Origin of the sequence: Sphingobacterium sp. UBA5670, assembly GCF_002420705.1 — a bacterium.
In the GTDB taxonomy this organism is placed as follows: domain Bacteria; phylum Bacteroidota; class Bacteroidia; order Sphingobacteriales; family Sphingobacteriaceae; genus Sphingobacterium.
Genome location: NZ_DIIM01000003.1, coordinates 63,842 through 83,068, shown reverse-complemented (window position 1 = coordinate 83,068; position 19,227 = coordinate 63,842). Strand labels below are relative to the sequence as shown.

Below are 19,227 nucleotides of genomic sequence, written 5' to 3'. Positions count from 1 at the left end.
TTTCAATCGGGGAGATGAAAACCTTTAAATAACCAATTATAAACCTAATAAGGTGTCGTAAATATAGGGTTTTTCACTGTTTTCGCAAAATTAATCTGTTTTTATTTATATTTTTTTGATAAAAATCTATTTTATTTGATTTTTTACTTGTTTTTACTTCTATTTATTTTGTTTTTAATGTGTAATTGCTGTTTTTTTTCATTTTATTTTTCCTTTTATATCTGGTAATATTGTTTTTTTTGTTTTTATCGCTTTGTATTGTTGTGTAATAATGTGTTTTTCAATTTTAATTTTGAAAAATTCTTGATTTTTGGTATTGTTCGTATCTTTTTTTATAGCGGGATCAATGCTCATGGGTGCTAAGCAAAGTGCATGGCCTTATTCTTCGCTGTTTATTAGACCAATCTTTCTGAAAATAAAACAAACGTTAGGTCTTCTTAGCAGTTATACTTTAAATAGGAAACAAATCTTAAACAAAAGAAAGAATAGCATGATGAACGAAACATTAATTCAACTTTCACAGAAATGGCCGGCATGGCTCTGGAATATTGCATTAATTCTATTTTCATTTTTAATTGGTTTCCTGATCAAACTGATTTTTATTCCGCTTTTACGTCGACAGGCCATTCAGCAGGAGTCTTACAGCTTGTTCCGTTCCTTTGTTAGACGGTTTAACCGTGTGCTGAGTATATTTATCCCATTGATTGTATTTAACAGCTTATTGCCGTTTGCCCAATTTAACGAACGGACGCTTCGCGTGGTCAGTAAAACCAATGAACTTTTGCTGGTCAGTTTTTTTGCCATTGTGCTGATACAGGGGATCAAGGTTTTTGAAGACTACCTCTACCATCGTTTTGATATCAACAAGGAAAATAACCTGCGGGAACGGAAGATCCGGACACAAATTGTCTTTATCCGAAAAGTGGTGGTCACCCTGATCATCGTAATTTCCTTGGCAATCATCCTACTCAGTTTTGATAGCATGCAAAAGATCGGTGCGGGGCTGCTCACGGGCGTGGGGGTAGGTGGCATAATTATCGGTTTTGCAGCACAGAAATCTTTGGGAAACCTGCTCGCCGGTTTTCAGATCGCTTTTACGCAGCCCATCCGTATGGATGATGTATTGGTTGTCGAAGGGGAATGGGGACGTGTAGAGGAAATCAATCTGACCTATGTTGTCGTGAATATCTGGGACAAACGCCGTTTGGTATTGCCAATTACATATTTTATTGAAAAGCCTTTCCAGAATTGGACGCGCACTACATCAGAGATATTGGGTACTGTATTTATCTATACCGACTTTACCGTACCAGTGCAGCAATTGCGCGATAAACTCACGACATTGCTCACTGGTCATCCGCTTTGGGATGGAAAAGTAAATGTATTGCAGGTGACAGATTTTAAAGAGCGAACCATGGAGATCCGATGCCTGATGAGCTGCCGCAATTCAGGGCAGGCTTTTGACCTGCGTTGCTATGTGCGCGAACAGATGATTGCGTATATCCACACGAATTTCCCCAACGCATTAGCCAGAACACGGGTGGATTATCAGGAAGGTTCAGAAAAGAAATTGAATGGCTAAGAAGCACCCGATAAATGATGGTCTGTTGAAAATAGGTGTAATTTGTTTAAGTTTGTTTAAAATGTTAGCGCTAGCGATATGCTGATTTTCTATATGGTGTTCTCAGGACTATTAATTGTACTGAGTGTATTACCCTTTATCCAGAGCCAGCACTGGATCTTTCGGGTAGCTGAATTTGTCAAATTGCAACTGCTGGTATTTCAGGTGCCGGCATTGGCATTGGGTTTTTATCTTGTGGGGGATAATTCATGGATATGGGGACTTCAGGGCGTACAGTCGGCTCTGATTGTCTACCATGCCTATATATTGATACGCTATACCAAATTTTGGCGGCAGGAAAAATATGAAAAGGGCAAGGATGCATCCGATAGCATCAAGGTAATCTCTTGTAATGTGCTGCAATTCAATACGGCGTATCATCGCTTTATTGAACTGATTCAAAAAGAACAGCCGCATATTTTTTTGACCATGGAAAGTGATGCGACTTGGGAAAAAGCCTTACGTGTGCTGGAAAAGGATTATCCTAATTTTGAGAAGGTGACCCTGGACAATACCTACGGCATGCATTTTTATACTAACCTGAAGATCAAAAAATGTGAGGTGCATTATTTTGTAGCCGATGATATTCCCAGTATTGAAGCGGAGTTGGAAACCGCCGATGGACATCGTTTTATCTTTTTTGCCGTTCATCCGCCGCCGCCAAGCCCGACGGAAGAAGAGAATTCCAAAGAAAGGGATGGTGATCTGCTCAGTGTGGCCAAACGGGTTCGGGATTATAAAATGCCTGTGGTTGTCACGGGCGATTTTAATAATGTGGCTTGGGCAAAATCGTCCCTCTTGTTTAAGAAAACGAGTCAATTGATCGATGCTCGTATTGGTCGGGGTATTCTTTCCACCTTTCATGCCAATTATTGGTTTTTCAGAGTGCCCCTGGATCTATTGTTTCATAGTCCAACCGTATTTATCGATAAGCTGTTTATCTATCCATCGGTGGGGTCCGATCATTTTCCAATGGGCTGTACATTTTTTATCGATCGATACTCCGAAGAGCAGGCGGAGGATATCGAACATTTGGAAGCTGGAGATATGGCCGATGTTAATGAGATGATTGCTGAAGGAAAAGAGGAAGAAAGTGACAATCGTGATTAATAAAGTTGTCATATCTTTATGGAATAGCCAATTTATACTCCTTCACCGTTGCTACCGAAAAATAGCCCAAGGCGTTATTGGAAATATTAGACTTGGGATTCCCGGGAGCAGCCGTCGATAAGTTTGTACTTTGGTAGCCATTCCAATAATTGTAGGTTCCCACATCTACACAATAGCGGCGTACAGTGATCTTGTCACCAGAGGATAGGCTCCGTTCCAGATCCGAAATATAATGTGTTACCTCAAGTCCGTCGTTAAACTGATCGCTTTCTGCACTGGCAAACCGAAATTCCTTCCCATTAATGGATAAGGTATACATGTAATAATTAGCAATTTTAGCTGGGTCTTTAAAGGACAGGGCAATAAAAAAATAAGTTTTCCCGGCGATCTCCTTTTCAATGACGCGTGTTGCATCTAGATTGATATAGGCCGGCATGCTGCTGCTCGACGTGAACTGCTGCTTTTGCACACCAACGCTCAGGGTGTATTTTCGCCCAACTACAGGTTTAAAATTACGGTTTATATAATAGCCATCTTTTTCGTGCTGGAATGAAAAGCTTTGATTTAGGTTGTCCTTAACAGCTACCTTGGCATTTTTAACTGCTGTAGAACCTACTTGGGCGTCAAAAGCAACAGATTGCGAAACCCGAATGCGCTGCACACTGTTGGCATCCGATAGCTGCGCATCAATCACAACACGACCACTATCTGCATTCAAATTGAGATCTACTTTTTCTTCGCAGGACGAAAGTACAAAGATGGAATATAGAAAAATAAGAGGAGATTTGGACAGCATAGGTTTAAAATTTAAAGTTCCAGGTTACTGAAGGGATTATACCGAAAAGAGCAATTTTGTATGCCTCTGTCCGATTTGGATTTGATTTGTCGGTGCGAAAATCGATTGTATAGGCGTTCTTTCGGTTATAGGCATTATAAATGCCAAACGTCCAACTTGAATGAAAGCGTTTATTTGTTGGTTGAGGTTCATAAGTGGCCGATAGGTCAAGTCGGTGGTAGTCGGGCATCCGATAGCCGTTTCGTTCTGTATAATAGAATAGCGATTTCCCATTGACCTGATATTTTCCACTTGGGAATGTGACCGCGTTCCCTGTGTGGTATACAAAGGTTGCTCCCAAGATCCAGCTCTTGGAAAGCGTATATAGTCCTACGATGGAGAGATCATGTGTACGATCTTGACGTGCGTTGAACCAGCTACCCTTATTGATCTCGGCAAATTGACGCTGGCTTTTGGAGAGGGTATAGCTTATCCAGCCGTTCAGTTTCCCACTGTGTTTACGAAGGTACCATTCGACACCAAAAGCCCTTCCCCGGCCATAGAGTAATTCTCCTTCAAAATAGGCGTCGGCTTGTAGTGTTGCCCCATTGCGGATGTCGAGTTGATTGCCGAGGCGTTTATAGTAGGCTTCTACAGATAAACTATATTGTTTTCTTAAGAAATTATGGAAATACCCAAAAGCAACCTGATCGACGATTTGGGGCTTAATGTTCAGGCTACTGAGTACATATTGATCTGTCGGCAAACTGGAAGTACTATTGGTCAATTGGTGGAGATTCTGAGTGACTCTGTTGTACGAAGCCTTTAGGCTGGTTTGTTCATCTAACAAAAGGCTTGCAGATACCCGGGGCTCCATATTGATATAGTGTTTTGCGATTCGACGATTATTTTGTTTTTCTCCAGTAAGGGTACCATTTTTATCAAATTGATAGAATGTGCGCGGACCTAAAACCATAAAATCATGTACATGTACACCATACTTGAAGGAAAGGCTATTATTTGGCTTCCATTCATGGGAAATATAGCCGCCCAGATCAATGCCCCGTTGACTCTCGATCGCCGTTGGATTAACGGATTGATTTGTTTCCGAGGACAGGTTGGCGGGGCGGATCGCTTGAAATACTGCTCCTGCGCCGAGGCGGACTGTGTTGTTGGCATTGGCGTAATACGCAAAGTCCTGCTTGGCATGGAGATTACGTATTTTCGAGTTGACCTGAAAATTGGTCTGTTCACTCGAAACGCCCGCATGATAATGAAAACCACTATAGATGAAAGAAGTATTACTCGATATTTTGGAATTAAAACGGTGGTTTAATCGAGCTGTAGCCGTCGTATTTCCCCAGGCGATATCAAAGAGGTCGCTATATTTGAGTTTGTCCTTTCCATTGTAACCGGAGAGATAGAGTGCCGTTTTCTTGCCTAGATTAAAGGAGAGCTTCCCATTCAGGTCATAAAAATACAGTGTATTGTTGGCCATATCTTTATTTTTGGCCAGCTTCAAAAAAGAATCAGCATAGGATCGCCGTGCACTTAATAGAAAGGAGCTTTTGCCCTTTTCGATTGGACCTTCCACTTTTAAGCGCGAAGCGATAATACCGATCCCACCTTCAGCAGCAAACTGTTTCTGATTCCCGTTGAGGGTTCCGATATCCAATACGGATGCTATACGTCCACCATATTGAGCGGGGATATCACCTTTATACAGTTGGATGTCCTTGATAGCGTCCGAATTGAAGGTAGAAAAAAAACCGAGTAGATGTGATGCGTTATAAATGGTGGCCTGGTCCAGTAGGATCAGGTTCTGGCCAGCGTCGCCACCGCGTACATTAAAATTGGTCGAGCCTTCGCTGCCGCTTTGTACGCCGGGCAGTAACTGTATGGTCTTTAATAGGTCCTTTTCACCGAAAAGTACGGGAAGAGTACTCATCTCTTTGGTGTTGAGATGAACGGTACTCATTTGTGGATCGGTAAGAGATTCTCCTTTTTTTGAATCCGTGACAATGACCTCATCCATGCGTTGACTTAAGGGCTGCAGATGAAAATTTTGCTCGAAAGATTGACTCAGCGTCATATCAAACTCTTGCGTTTGATAGCCCATATAGCTAACCATCAGTCGGTGTGCGCCTTTTGGAAGAGCCAAAGCATAGCGCCCTTGGGCATCTGTCTTGCTGCCAACGCTGTCATCTGCTGTACGGACGAAAGCTCCGGTTAGTGGAATACCGCTCGCTGCATCCCGGACGATGCCGGTGAGGGAAATCTGCTGCGCAGACACAACCATGGGTAGCAGCGTTAAAGATGCCGGGAGTAAATACTGAACGATGGAGATCATTTGATGTTCTTGTCTGAATTTGATTTTGTGCTGTTTAAATGGAATGACCTGTTAATCAGTGATTAAAATTTGTTATTGTAGTTTATATGAAAGTGGATTGTAATTGTCGCATATATTCGTGTTGGTTTAGATAATATGATAACGATCTCTTGTGTAAAAATATTGTTTCATGCACTGGGATAGATTTAAGTTGTTGTTATACAGTTTGTTAATTGTGTTTTGTTAAATAGGTGTATACAGATTCTCATTGAAAATTTGTATTTTAACGGAGACTAAACAATTTCATTAAATCTAACTAATGGGTAAAGATTATCATTTAAAACAGACCGACGCTAGCCTATTGTCCAAAACGATAGATTTCTTGCGTTTTCCGCTGATTGTAGGTGTGGTGTTTATCCATACCGATTTTTCCCATATTGTACTGGCAGGAGCAAAGCAATTTAGCCTGGTAAATTTTCCGATTTTTACCCGTGTTTTTTTTCTATTTTCTAAGATTATTTTTGAAGTCTGTGTTCCGTTATTCTTTTTTATTTCGGGATTTTTGTTTTTCTACCGAACGGAAGGGTTTTCGGCCCAAATTTATCTGAAAAAGTTAAAAAACCGTGTGCGTTCCCTTTTAATTCCTTATATCTTTTGGAATTTGGTCGTGTTGCTTTTTCTTTTTATTGCACAGACTTTTCTTAGGGGTAGTCTTGTTTCTGGCGTAAATAAGCCGATTGTCAGCTACAGCGTTTTGGATTGGATCTGGTCATTCTGGGATACCTCAAAGGTAAACCCTCATCTCAAAAAAACACTCCCCGTTAATTCTCCTTTTTGGTTTATACGTGACCTTATGGTGCTGGTCGTTTTTTCTCCCGTAGTATATTTGATGGTCAAAAAGCTCGGTGTATATGCTTTAGCTTTTCTGGGCCTGATTTGGCTATACGCTCCTTATTTCTATCTGCCTGGCCTAAGCACAGTATCACTTTTTTTCTTTGCAACGGGTGCATATTTTAGTATCTATAAAAAAGATTTTATACTGCTGCTGAAGCCGCTTTTACCTTGGGATGCAGGGATCTTTATACTCCTGATCGCCGCAGAATTCTATTTTTTTGGCAAGAGCTGGTGGAGTTATCTGTATTGTGCAAATGTGCTGGCTGGGATGGTATTTGTAATAGCACTTTCAGCGCATTTTATTCAGAAAGGTCGCTGGCGTCCCAATTCTTTTTTGGCTGACGGAAGCTTTTTTATCTTTGCGTATCATCGTTTGCCTTTGGTATTTGTGATCAAATTTTTATTTCATCTGATCCGGCCCCAGTCTGAAGCTGCATTGCTGTTTTTATATATTGCATGTCCCACTGTTGTTATTGTGCTGGGGCTGCTCGGTTATCGGTTGTTGAAAGACATGCTGCCAAGATTTACAGCAATAATATGTGGAGGAAGATAATGACACGAATGAAAAAAAAGCAATGGGTCTTCGGGCTGCTGCTCGTCCTTGTTTTAAGTATGCTTTTTTATAGATATGGTTTGCCATACATCCAAAGAAATAAATATGCACGGGTTAAAACACAATATGTATTTACCGAAATAATCAATCTTGGCTGCACTTCGGTCAAACAGCAGGGGGCCTCTAATACCTGCTGGTCCTATACGGGTAATTCTTTCCTGGAATCTGAAATGATCCGAATGGGAAAAAAGCCCGTTGAAATTTCCCAGATTTATACGGCAAGACAAGCTTATATCGATAAGGCACGTAATTTTGTGCGGCTGCATGGTGGATTGACCATGGGGGAAGGGGGACAGCTGCAAGATGTTCTTAATGTATACCGTAAGTATGGAGCGATGCCAAGAGCGGATTACACAGGCTTGCATGGAAACCATACTTACAATGATTTCAAAAAAATGACGCCCATGCTGAATACCATGCTTAAGGTACTGGTCAAATCCAAACCATTGCGGTCGAATTGGGAGCAGTCTTACCTTGCCACCTTAGATGCGCATTTAGGGGAAGTGCCCAAAACCTTTGATTATCAGGGTAAAAATTATACTGCGCGAACGTTTGCGGATCAAGTAATTGGCATTCGCCCGGATGACTATGTGGCTTTGGCCTCTGTGACAGATCAACCCTATTACAAGCCTTTTGTGCTCTTAGTCCCGGATAATTGGTCTTTCGACTCGTTCTATAATGTACCCATGGAACAACTCACCAGCACCATTGATACCGCATTACAGCGGGGCTATACCGTTGCATGGACAACAGATGTATCCGAACATGGTTTTTCCTGGCAGCATGGTTTAGCATACGTACCGGAAAAATGCAGCGACGAGATGTCTAGAGAAGAAATAAGAAATATGTTTGTGAAACCAATGCCGGAGCGGATTATTACTGCTGCCGAAAGACAAGCGGCCTTTGAAAGCTGGCAGACCACCGATGACCATGCGATGCACATTGTGGGGCTGGCCAATGACCAGCATGGCAGACCTTATTATATCGTGAAAAATTCTTGGGGCAAAGCCAATTTCTATAAAGGTTATATGTACGTGACCAAAGAATTTGTTCGTTTTAAGACCATCACCTTGCTCCTGCACAAAGATGCTTTAGATGCTTCACTACAGAAAAAGATCAACTTATAATTCCCAATTCTTTCCATATTTCAGGTGCAAGTTTGCCTTATGGAAAATAATAAATTTGCATATGCAACCTTGGGAGGATGGTTGGTTTTGGGTACTTTTTTCTTTTCTCTTCCGGCTGTTGCCCAGGAAAATAGGTCAATGCCAGATAAGGTACATCATGCCGAACCTCTATATAATGATCTCGTCCGGGATCTCGGAGCACGAAAAGGAGAAAAAGAATTTAATGTTGGGGCAGATATCAAAAGGACCCATACCATGGATGACTATGGTTATTTAATGGAGTATGAATTTGCACCTGTTGATCGCTTAGGCTTAGAAGTCGAAACAGATTTTGTCTATTCCAAAAGCCGAGCGGCCAGCACCCCTTCGACAAATCAGTTAGAAAGATTACGTTTATCCTCCCAATATTCATTTTTTGTTTCCAAAAAACATGCCGCAACATTGGCTGTCGGGTATACCCAGATCTTTGATCTGGCGCATGGGGGCACGGCATTCAATCCATTTTTTATCGCAGCCAAAAATTGGCATAACAACTGGCACGCCTTGATTTATACCGGTCCGGAGATCGCTTTTCATGATGCCGCATCCAAAGTGAATATGAACTGGCAAGTGAATACATCATTTCATTATACGGTACCACAAACCGATCATTTTATCGGTGTTGAAGTCAATCAGGAAATTTCTTCAGCGGGTGTTCAAACGACTTTACATCCCCAGATTAAACTCGGTCTGAGCCACAAGTTGGCTGTTGGTATGGCTGTGGGTTGGCCGCTAAGCGGCCATGAAAGGGCAATGAGTTCGTTCTGTCGATTGATCTACCAGCTATAATTTCAAAGAAGAAAAGAGGGAAGAAATTTGTTGAGAGGGGGCGTTAAAAAGTAAATGGGGCGAACGCCTTCGCCCCATTATATCCATTAATATTATCAAGTCGAACGCAAAAAAAATGACTTGACGGCCCAAATGTAAAAAAATAATATGGAATTGCTCCTGTTAAAAAATGCTAAAATCATGTAAAAATGTATTAATGTGGATATAGGGCTACAAAATTTTTTCATAAAAAAACGGCTAGATCGCGCTAGCCGTTTCATTTATAGGGTTACCAAAAAACTATTTTTATTGTCTAGTTTGTGCGTACACAACGAACGTTTTTAAGTGATGAACTTGCAACGTTAATACCCAATAGGCTCACCGTAGATAGTAGCTCAGCTGTACCTTGTGCAGTTGCAATACGTCCTGTTAAAAGGGGTTGTTTTGTTACTGCCAAATATCCCCAAGTTCCTAAATTAACCAAACCTAAAATACTGTTCGGTGGATCTGAAGTCCATAAAGCAGCTTCACGACCATAACTTAATCCTAAAAGTGCCTGAATAGCTGTCAGATCAAGCGTAAGGAAATTTGGATCCAATACATTTACGCGTGCCAATTGACCATTGTAATAAAAACGAAGGTTGTTGGAAGCTGCATCAAATGCTGAATTGCCTGTTCCTGATGTAGTCGTATACTGGATATAATTTCCAGTAGTCGATCCACTTGCAGGACTTGGTGAAGAGTTCGGCGCTTTTGTTCCGATAAGAAGATCCGTGATATTTTGCAATACATCTGTTAAAAGAGCATTCGAACTGACATAAGCTGTGGTAGAAAAATCAGCATGACTTGGTTTTCTCCAAAGCCCTTGAGGGTACACTTGTGCACAAGGGTCAGCGTATGCTGTCATGGACTGAAATTGACCCGGAAGTATCGCACCATAGGCGAAATAGCTATTTGCTTCAGAACGTTGTCTGTTATTCGCAAAGAAACGGTAAGGGTTGTGACCAGCAGTGTAATATAGATTCGAACGAGACCATTTTACCGTAGATCCTGTCGAAGTCAGTGGCGATTCAACGATATTTGCCAATAGACGATGACTATTTCCTAATACCGGAGTTACATTAAAAGAAATATTAATCGGAGCTGTGGTCGCAAAAGTGCGGTCTACGTTGTCGGCATGTTTGATTGCTAAATTCGTTACAGAGACAGTGACGTTATTTAAAGCTGTCGTTCCGGCTGTATAGACGTAAGCAATTTTCGCATCCGAGTAAGCCGGATCAATATTAGTAAAGCTGCTCCAGTTTAATGTTGGTGAAAATGTAGTAGCAGACGGTGTAAGGGCTCCAGTAGCTACGTTAAGCGCTGCGCTCCGCAAAGCTAAATTAGATACAGCAAGATTTCCAGATACCATATTTCCAAATACACCCATGGTATTCAGTTCAATAGCGATACGTGAATATTTGTGTGCGAAGGTAATCGGTAAAGTAACATCTGTCCCTGGGGTGCTTGGAATAGTGATACTTCCAGAAGCGTAAAGGACATCCTTATTCTCCGGTAATTGAAGTGTTGGGTTTGCAACAGTAACGTCTGGGATCGCATCCGTATTGTTGTAGGATAAGGCTACCCATTTGTACGTGGTGCCAGGTGTTACAGAGATTGTTAAATCTGGTCCTGAAACACTGTATTGTTTGGAAGAGATTAACTGAGTTCCATCGGCAGAGTAAAGGTAAACCCGGTAAGTGACGCCGTTCTCTAATGCTGCAGCGCGTAGGCCCGTGCTTGCAGCCGCTACTGTTCCATCTGCATTTCTGCTCTGTACAACATCTGATGCTGCCGCTTTGAATGGAACATTGTTATCAACAGCAGATACAACGTCCACATCTGCAAAGGATTCTACCTGTAATTTTGCGGATTTACTTTTGTTTGAAGCTTGTTTTACGGTATTGTCTGATCCTTCATTAATACCTTTGACGGACAGCACAATGTTTGTGCCCTCATGGTTATCGGCTTGCTCTACTGCAGCGCCGCGCTCTTTGGAACAGCTTGTAGCAAGCATTCCAGATGTCGCTAAAAGGACAGTCGCAACAATCCAATTAGCTTTTCTAATCGTTGAAAAGTTCATAAATTTCTTAAAATCGTGTAATAAATGCTTTTTTAAGTCCTTTCAGGCTGGTTATGCTTCACCTGTACCTGTGCCACCTGTGCCTTCACCGAAACCGCCGTCGGTAGGGGCTGTGGTAGCAGAGCCAGCAGCAATGCCTTGTTCCAATTCAACTACGTTCTCCACGATGGACGGAGCAACGTACATTTTTTTTGCGTTCTTATTCATGATAATATTATTTGGATAATCCATGCTGTTGCCAGCATGGGGTTTAAATTTAATGGACAATTTTAACCCTTGTTCATGTTCAAAAAATACTCTCGTTGTTAAACGGCTTTGCCTTTGCGTATAGGCAATTAACGCTGTTTTAGCGAGCGCATTTTTGGTTTTTATTTTTCTGTTTGTGTGTGTTTCTAATTTAATTGTTAATACTTTTTTGCTATCGGCTAGTTATACTTTTCCCGAATTGAATTGTAATATTACGACTTAATATCAACTTGTGCAAAAAAAAATTGTAAACTTTTTTTTAATTCATTATTGATTTCATAATATAACAACTTTCTTCATGGTTGTGATTATATATGGTATTGGGCTAAACAGTGCCTAAATAAGCCTTTTGGCTATATTTTAGACTAATTGATCAGCTTTCTTCTTGCTAACATCTCCTTAAACAAGCCAACAGTTCTTTTGTTTTTGTTTTTTTTGAAAAATGTTTTTTTGGCTGTTTATTATTCTATAATTAATATGTTTGAACAGGTTCTTTTAAATAGCTTGTTTTTCTGATTTTGATGTTATAATAAGGATATATATTTCTTTTTTTGATAGTGTTATTTGCTGTCTCTATTTTTCCCTTCAGGTAGATAGTTTCCAATTAAATGCTGTTTATTTGTTTTTTATTTATTGATTTTCAATATTAATTGTTTTTTTATGTTTTATAAGGTTATAAATTGAGTATATCCCATGCAATATGTTTCTTTTTTATTTATGTTATTGTATTTCATTTTAGGAAAAATTGTGGATGCAACTAATTTTTTTGCGGAATTGACTTAAGTATTAATAAATGTAAACATAACGTTTTATTTGATGGAAATGGCCTATTGGAAAGCAGCTGCTTTATAAAACGAAATTAATATATTGTTGTGTTTGGAGAGGGTATTGTGCATAATTTGAGGTGGATAGTTTTCAATAATTGCGTTTCTAACTTTCTATAATGGGATTATTGGCGTTTCCTTAAATGGGATAGTGAATTCCTGATTTTTTTACCTGAATAGTTCTTTATTTATTCTTGTTTCTTTTCGTGATACTACTAAGTTGTTCTTTTTTAGCTGGTTTGTAGCTATGCCTCTACAAGTATGCAAACTTAGCTTAAAATATTGTTTATGGAATTAAATATTGCCTACTTTCGCACATCTTCAAAATGAAAAGGGCTCTATTTTACCTATTTATATAGCTGTAATACAGTTGTTTATGATGAGTTTTTGACGCTGTTTCATTTTGGGTATTCAACAACACTTATAACACGTAAAGAATATAATCATGAAAACGCAAAAGAAAAATTTGATGAGCAAAACTGACCGTTTAGTTTATGTTGCTCCGGCAGTAAAAAAACAAAAAATTGAATTGGAGTATAGTGTGGCTGCCGGCTCTGTAAATCCATCTGTTCAACAGCAATGGGGGGAAACAGAAACACAGACGCATGAGGTAGATAATAACTTTTGGAACTAACCGTAATTCTGATCAAATTAATTAGCTATGAAACAATTTAACATTAAAACTTTATTTACGGCTCTTGTGGCAACTGTACTTTTTGTTTCTTCATGCCAGAAGGATAATGGCACTGACACTCAAACAGAAGGTAAGGCTGCTATAGCAGTTAATATGAATGGGATTGGCCTTGAAGATGGCGCAAAACTTTTGGCGCGTGCTGCTGCTGGTGTTTCAACAACTTCAACAGCTGCAGTGCAGCAAGTAACTGTCCCTTTTGGTGAGGATCTGGTCGTGAGAGCAACGTTGACTGAAGTCAAAAGCTCAACAACATCGGCGTTGCGCGCTTCTGCAAGCAAAGCTGCAACGACTTCCATTGGAACTGGAGCTATTAAACCTTTTAATGGAAATTTCACTATCCGGGTTTATAAACAGGGTAGTACTAGTTTAGAAACGACAATAAACTGTATCGGCGGAACGAACAACAAGTTCGAACTTGAGCCTGGGGCTTACAAATTTGTGGTAACTGCCTATGGTAATGAAGCTGCGACAGGAGCTGATAAAGATCCATTGTGGCAGGAAATCAACCAAACTGTAACGGCAGGAACAAATGCTTTGGATATTTTGCTGAAGCACAAACTGACCGAGGTTACTGTAAAATTTGACGCTGGAAGTGGTCGTACTATTTCTGCTATCGGGGGAGCCACAATAACGCCTAATTTTAACTATGCTTTTGATGAACTTACAGGTCTTGTTAGCTATAGTGGAACTGGAGCCGTCAAAAACTTTAGTTTTCCGGCACAAGCGGCTGGACAAATATGGACAAGCAATGCTGTGATGATCGCTGTGGAAAATACAAATGTGGGTCAAGTGAAATTAGATCCAGTGACAATTAACGGCGTTGTTGGAAATGTGGAATTACCAGGTTTATCATTGAGACAAGGTGTTCAATACACTTTGGATTTAAACTTAGGCCCTAAAAAGCTGCCTACTTTCGAAATCGGAAATGAAACCTGGTCGGGGGGTAACTTGGAGCGCAATCCATCGACCGGAGAATATCATTTTGGTACTGAAGTGAATAGTTCGGGTGATTATTGGTTTCCGGACCGCCTCCTACCAAAACGCTTGGACGGTACTAACCAAGGAGCAGACGGTACCAACGGTGGTAATGGCGATCCTTGTGCTTTGGTACAGCCATTAGGTACCTGGAGATTACCAAATGAAGTTGAGATACAGACATTAATGGATCGTACTGCTCCGAAGCAAGGCGGTAAAGGTCAAGATAATCAAAATCTGATGGCAACTTGGAATCCAGCACGCTATGTAGATTATTATAATGGCAGTTCACCTTCACCTTTGGGTATGTTCTTTGGGGTGAATACAGATGAGCCTGTAAATTTCCCGGCGAGCCAAAGAGACAAGTATTTATTTTTCGCTTTCCGTGGTTATTATCCGAACGATAATAATGGATCGGTAATTGGAAAAGAAGGAGCCTACTTGGTAACTGCAACCGATGGTGGTTACAAAACACTACATATGACTGGTGCAGCTAAGGATATTGGGTACGGTATTGGCTGGCGAGCTGCGGCTAGTACAGAAGCTGTTCAAATCCGTTGTGTAAAGAAATAAACAATTCTAATTTATTTGAATAACAGATGTCATATAAACGCATTCCTCTAATTGGGGAATGCGTTTTTCGTGTTCGGGATTTATTTGCTAAATTGCTCCCTGGCTAGGTAAATGAAACTTTTTTCAGGCGGTACATGGCGTAAATAATAATTATGGAATTTGGAGTTCATCGGGTAATTGGTGTAGAGCAAGACTTTTCGGAAATTAGGGAGGCAACGGCGAAAGAGAACCATGTCGTTCTTTTTGTGTCGTCCGGCGGTAGTAGCATGCGCATCAATAAAGAGCTTACTGAAATAGCAGAATACAGCTTAGTATTGATACCGCGAGGAATAACAGTAGATGCGAATCCAGATGAACAGCGGGCTTTTTTGATTATTTATTTTTCGGAAAGTTTTTTTGCACGTACCGAGGTGGATACCGCCTTCCTCCGGAATTTCAAATCATTTAACAAAAACGAATATACTTATAGAACACTCAGCGTGCCTCAGGAATACGCAACGTACTATGAATTTGTGGGGATGCAGCTCAAGCTCTCCAAGCAGAATTACAATCAGGCAATTTATCGGGACTTGGCACATAATATCGTCAAGCAGATCGTGCTCCTGGCAGCGATTTATGCAGATGACAGGCAATCGGGAGAGCTGCTCGGTCAGCGTACAAAGGTACCTCTGGTACAACGCTTTCAAGAACTGGTTGAAAAACATGTAAAAAAAGAAAAGCAGGTTGCCTTCTATGCGGATCAGCTCAATATAGGAAGTAAAAAACTGACCAGCCTCACCAAGGAAACTTTGGGTATCACGCCCAAGGAGTTCATTACCAAAGAATTGCTTCGTGTGAGTAAAAAACTCCTTGTCGAATCTTCGCTAAGCATCAAGCAAGTGGCCTGGGAACTTGGTTATGCCGATGTCAATAATTTCAGTACCTTTTTTCTAAAGGAAACAGCCCTTACTCCAACCGAATACCGTAAACGCTGGCAGCAATAACCATTCTGTATTGAAAATAATACATATTTTCCTATTAAAAATAATTGTTCTTATTCTTTCGTTTTTGAGATAAAAGGTATATTTAGAATAGAACAACGAAAGGGTATGAAATTATCCATAGTTGAGGATTCAAACGCTTCTGGCTTCAAAATTGCTAAGATTCGATAAGGATAAAGTTGCACAATAAATCACGGATGATCCATACGGCCATCAAAGAACAGGTATCAGGATATGAAAAAGGGACTATTGTTTTTGGGATTAGCATTGTTGAGTGGTACAGCCTTCTCGCAGACAGGGGTTCGCTTGAATATTGAGCTACATGATGTGCAGCACCTTGTTATTAATCCAGATCAATCGACCGTTACCTTGGCCTACCATACCTTGGAAGATTATCAAAATGGCGTAGAGTCTGTCCAAAAATCACATCTTTCTGTATTTAGTACTTCGGGTTACGAAGTGAAGGTCAAATTGGCCAATCAAGATTTTGTAAAAGTCGGGCAGGCACAAACAGAAAAAATTCCGGCTCCTTTGATTCGTGTTAAGGCTGCCGCTTCTCAGGCGGGACAAGCAATAAATACAAGGAATGGCCTTCTTGCAACAAATAAGGAAACGATCATTTCCTCTGATTCACCGACGCTTAACGGACTGTTTGATGTAACGTACACAGGTCCCGGGGCTGATGGTCTAATGCAATATGTAGAGAAAAACAATACGGTAACCTTTACAAACGATGTTCTTTATAGCATCGAAACACGCTAATAATCCCCTTAATTCATTTCTTTTGCCTCATGCACCGCACATTGTAGCTACCGCGCTACAAGCTTTTGTAGCTGTATAGCTACAACAATTTACACACTCCCTTTTTCATACTTTTTGGGCTGAAATTCATACTTTTTACCTCATTTGCTGTAGTACTTTTGTTTTGTCCAAAGAGGATAAATAATAACGAATAAGTCATATAAAAATATAAAAACTACAAAATGAAAAAAATTATTTTCTTCGCAGCAGCAATCATCGGTTCAGTTACTGCAGCAAATGCACAGTCTCAAGCAAAAGTAAAAGTAAATGTTGAGCTGAATCCATTTCAGTCTATTGAAATCGGTAGCGGTGCGGGTCAAGATGGTCAGGTTACATCAGGATATGATGACGAAGTAACGTTGAAATACGAGAAGGCAGCTGACTATACAAACGGGGTAAATAAATTGATCGCAAAACAATTGAAAGTGTCTTCGGTAGGTTCAGGTTACAAAGTAAAAGCAACGATGTCTTCTAATGGTCAATTCAATAAAGTGGCTGGAAATGGTGCTAACACGTATGATGCTAAAAAATTGGTTGAAATTCAAGTTGATGGTAAGTCAGCATCGACAGATGTGAACATGGAATTCGGTCCTTTCGGAAGCACAAGTACAGCTGAATCTTCTGTGTTGAACAAAGAATTGGATGTAAAATATATCGGTAAACCACTTAATGAAGCGACTGTAAAAGAATTGTTAGGTAACGGTGGTAAAGATACAAAAGCTAAATATACCATTGATGTGGTATACACCATCGCAGCAAACTAGTAGGTCCTATACTACGCTATGAAAATCATATAGATGCAGGTATCGGAAGATACCTGCTTTTTTATGTATTTTTATCCCAAATGTATTTTTATGAAGAACCTGATTGCCTCATTTTTTTTGCTTTTTACTGCAACAATAGCTTTTTCTCAAACGGGATTGACAGTTGGTCCGCCCAGATTGTATTTTGTGGGTGACGCCGGACAGGCACAGACGCAGTATGTGGATGTGACGAACCCGAGTAAAGATTACACACTTGAATTGGGAGTGTCTTTTGAAGATTGGTCGTATTCTACCTATGGTGATAATGAACTGAGCCCGAAAGGCACGCTGCCAACAAGCTGTGCGAACTGGCTTTCCGTATCTGAATCGTACTTCTCGCTTAAACCCGGTGAATCAAAACGGTTGCAGTTGAATATGCAGGTACCTAAAGATGCAAAATTCAGTACGGAGGTGCCAATCCATACCGCAATGCTCTTTGTGACCCAATTGAATCCAAGGGCAAGGGAAAAACAGGAAGGAGCTAATATCCGTTTGGCCGTACGCTCGGGCGTTAAGGTCTACCACCGGTTTAACGGAAGAGAAACACCGGATCTTGAGATCACGAATCTGGTCTATAAAGATGTGGATTCTGTTGGACAGTTTCTAGAGGTCAGTTACGATGTGACCGGAAATATTTGGCTGGAAGGAAGGTTGCGCGCTGAATTTTTAAATCAGGAAACAGGCGATAAAGAAGTGGTCGACAATCTTAATTTTTATTGTCTTCCCGGGGATAAGCGTAAACAATATATTGCAATTCCCAAATCGTTAAAATCTGGGAATTACCTCGTTTCGGTATTGGCATTTTATGGCGATCAGGATGTGGTGAAGATCGCGGAATTGGAATTTAAACATGTGGCAAAGAACTAAAATAATAACGCTCTTGATCTGGGGCCTGTTTTCGGCAGCGCCTCTGGTTGCACAATTGCGGTTTTCAGTCTGGTCGGATAACTATTTCGAAGTAACTTCCTATTTGGGAAAAACGACGCCGGATCGCTTTAATGTGTTTCAATTTGACCTGAACGGGCTCAATGTGAACGAAAAAAATTGGTCGCTCGCCGTTCGCTTGCTGGCACCGATACGCACCATTGCAGGCGGAAAGAACCGGAGCGGAAATACATTTCCGGTAGATAAAATAAGCCTCCGCTGGACGGGTGACAACAATGAAGCAAATTTTCGCCTGGATGGTATCGGCGCAAGCCGCAATCCGATTATTTTGCAAAATAGTAACGATGTACTGCTGATTAACCGAGCAAAACAACCCATCAGTTCCAATGGAAATTATTATCTGCAATATCAGCTGTATGGTGCCCTGACCATTGCCCAAGGTAAATACCTGGATGATTATCTGAGTCCGGACCAGTATACGTACCTGAAATATCGTATTCCCTTGTTGTTTACCCTGTATAGCGAAAGCGGAAAAGTACTGGGGACACAAGAAATTAATTATGAAATGCAATTACCGCCGCGTTTGACCGATGGTGGGATGGTCGATATGGAGCCTGATTATAGTTTGGAGATTGCTGCGGATGCCGCCAATGCCACATTGCAGTTTTCGACACAAAAAGACTATATGCAGGGGGTAAGTTCGTTGGTAGCAAATGCAATACGCGTTAACTCCATAACGGATTTTGAACTCCGGGTCAAGTCGGTAGATAGTGAGCTTGTCCGTAATGGTGGGGGAGCACTTCCGCTATCGGCACTGTCGCTTCAATTGACTGCAGGGACGGGGATAAACAGGATAAAATCCAATCCCAAAGTAATCTTAACCACACAGGAGCAGGTTGCTGTGGCGGCTGCTTCGGCGGATAAAAAGCAAGCGCAAACTTTTAATGTGGAGTATAAAGCTAATCTGACCGCTGATCAGGTGTCGGCTTCTAAATCAGGAAGCTATGGTGTGTCACTCCTCTATTTATTGATCCCACAATAATTTGAT

16 protein-coding genes are annotated in these 19,227 nt (G+C 40.8%); 12 read left to right on the top strand and 4 right to left on the bottom strand.

The features are described from left to right. Positions 1-490 precede the first annotated feature (490 nt). Together B3C94_RS03205 and B3C94_RS03200 are read left to right on the top strand one after the other, a co-directional pair. The gene (locus B3C94_RS03205; protein ID WP_293898885.1) at positions 491-1,582 is read left to right on the top strand and encodes a mechanosensitive ion channel family protein; all 1,092 of its coding nucleotides are present in this window, start codon (positions 491-493) and stop codon (positions 1,580-1,582) included. A gap of 78 nt (positions 1,583-1,660) precedes the next feature. Continuing rightward, on the top strand, positions 1,661-2,731 hold the full coding sequence (locus B3C94_RS03200) for an endonuclease/exonuclease/phosphatase family protein (RefSeq protein WP_293898882.1): 1,071 nt from the start codon (positions 1,661-1,663) through the stop codon (positions 2,729-2,731). A gap of 16 nt (positions 2,732-2,747) precedes the next feature. On the opposite strand, the gene B3C94_RS03195 is transcribed toward B3C94_RS03200, so the two are convergent. Both B3C94_RS03195 and B3C94_RS03190 read right to left on the bottom strand, forming a co-directional pair. Beyond that, positions 2,748-3,527, bottom strand: coding sequence for a DUF4249 domain-containing protein (locus B3C94_RS03195; protein WP_293898879.1), 780 nt, complete (start codon positions 3,525-3,527; stop codon positions 2,748-2,750). Between the two features lie 4 nt (positions 3,528-3,531). Further along, positions 3,532-5,856 carry a TonB-dependent receptor gene (locus B3C94_RS03190; protein ID WP_293898876.1) on the bottom strand — a complete coding sequence of 775 codons (2,325 nt, stop codon included), beginning with the start codon at positions 5,854-5,856 and terminating at the stop codon, positions 3,532-3,534. Positions 5,857-6,154: 298 nt separating this feature from the next. On the opposite strand from B3C94_RS03190, the gene B3C94_RS03185 reads away from it, so the two are divergent. Genes B3C94_RS03185 through B3C94_RS03175 form a run of 3 tightly spaced genes read left to right on the top strand, consistent with a single transcriptional unit; the run spans position 6,155 to position 9,297 of the window. Continuing rightward, positions 6,155-7,282 carry an acyltransferase family protein gene (locus B3C94_RS03185; RefSeq protein WP_293898873.1) on the top strand — a complete coding sequence of 376 codons (1,128 nt, stop codon included), beginning with the start codon at positions 6,155-6,157 and terminating at the stop codon, positions 7,280-7,282. A gap of 8 nt (positions 7,283-7,290) precedes the next feature. Continuing rightward, the gene (locus tag B3C94_RS03180; protein ID WP_293898870.1) at positions 7,291-8,469 is read left to right on the top strand and encodes an aminopeptidase C; all 1,179 of its coding nucleotides are present in this window, start codon (positions 7,291-7,293) and stop codon (positions 8,467-8,469) included. A gap of 39 nt (positions 8,470-8,508) precedes the next feature. Then, a complete protein-coding gene (locus B3C94_RS03175; protein ID WP_293898867.1) occupies positions 8,509-9,297 on the top strand; it encodes an HAEPLYID family protein in 789 nt (262 codons plus the stop codon). A 292-nt stretch (positions 9,298-9,589) separates the two neighbouring features. Here the strand turns inward: B3C94_RS03175 and B3C94_RS03170 are convergent, their stop codons facing one another. Both B3C94_RS03170 and B3C94_RS03165 read right to left on the bottom strand, forming a co-directional pair. After that, on the bottom strand, positions 9,590-11,398 hold the full coding sequence (locus tag B3C94_RS03170; protein WP_293898864.1) for a hypothetical protein: 1,809 nt from the start codon (positions 11,396-11,398) through the stop codon (positions 9,590-9,592). A gap of 51 nt (positions 11,399-11,449) precedes the next feature. Further along, positions 11,450-11,605, bottom strand: a complete 156-nt coding sequence (locus B3C94_RS03165) for a hypothetical protein (RefSeq protein WP_293898861.1) — start codon at positions 11,603-11,605, stop codon at positions 11,450-11,452. A gap of 1,308 nt (positions 11,606-12,913) precedes the next feature. Here B3C94_RS03165 and B3C94_RS03160 point away from each other — a divergent pair. The 7 genes from B3C94_RS03160 (at position 12,914) to B3C94_RS03130 (ending at position 19,221) form a co-directional block, all read left to right on the top strand. Then, complete coding sequence (locus B3C94_RS03160; RefSeq protein WP_293898858.1) at positions 12,914-13,102, top strand: hypothetical protein; 189 nt, start codon at positions 12,914-12,916, stop codon at positions 13,100-13,102. 27 nt (positions 13,103-13,129) lie between these two features. After that, positions 13,130-14,710: a fimbrillin family protein gene (locus B3C94_RS03155; protein ID WP_293898855.1), complete on the top strand. Its 1,581-nt coding sequence runs from the start codon at positions 13,130-13,132 to the stop codon at positions 14,708-14,710. Between the two features lie 152 nt (positions 14,711-14,862). Continuing rightward, positions 14,863-15,693 carry a helix-turn-helix domain-containing protein gene (locus B3C94_RS03150; protein ID WP_293898852.1) on the top strand — a complete coding sequence of 277 codons (831 nt, stop codon included), beginning with the start codon at positions 14,863-14,865 and terminating at the stop codon, positions 15,691-15,693. A gap of 231 nt (positions 15,694-15,924) precedes the next feature. Further along, positions 15,925-16,452: a hypothetical protein gene (locus B3C94_RS03145; RefSeq protein ID WP_293898849.1), complete on the top strand. Its 528-nt coding sequence runs from the start codon at positions 15,925-15,927 to the stop codon at positions 16,450-16,452. A 221-nt stretch (positions 16,453-16,673) separates the two neighbouring features. Next, positions 16,674-17,255, top strand: a complete 582-nt coding sequence (locus B3C94_RS03140) for a hypothetical protein (protein ID WP_293898846.1) — start codon at positions 16,674-16,676, stop codon at positions 17,253-17,255. A gap of 90 nt (positions 17,256-17,345) precedes the next feature. Beyond that, positions 17,346-18,161: a fimbrial biogenesis chaperone gene (locus tag B3C94_RS03135; RefSeq protein ID WP_293898843.1), complete on the top strand. Its 816-nt coding sequence runs from the start codon at positions 17,346-17,348 to the stop codon at positions 18,159-18,161. Beyond that, positions 18,145-19,221 (top strand): hypothetical protein, encoded by a 1,077-nt coding sequence (locus B3C94_RS03130; RefSeq protein ID WP_293898840.1) that lies wholly within the window; start codon positions 18,145-18,147, stop codon positions 19,219-19,221. Before B3C94_RS03135 ends, B3C94_RS03130 begins: the two co-directional genes overlap by 17 nt. The last annotated feature ends 6 nt before the right edge of the window (positions 19,222-19,227 follow it).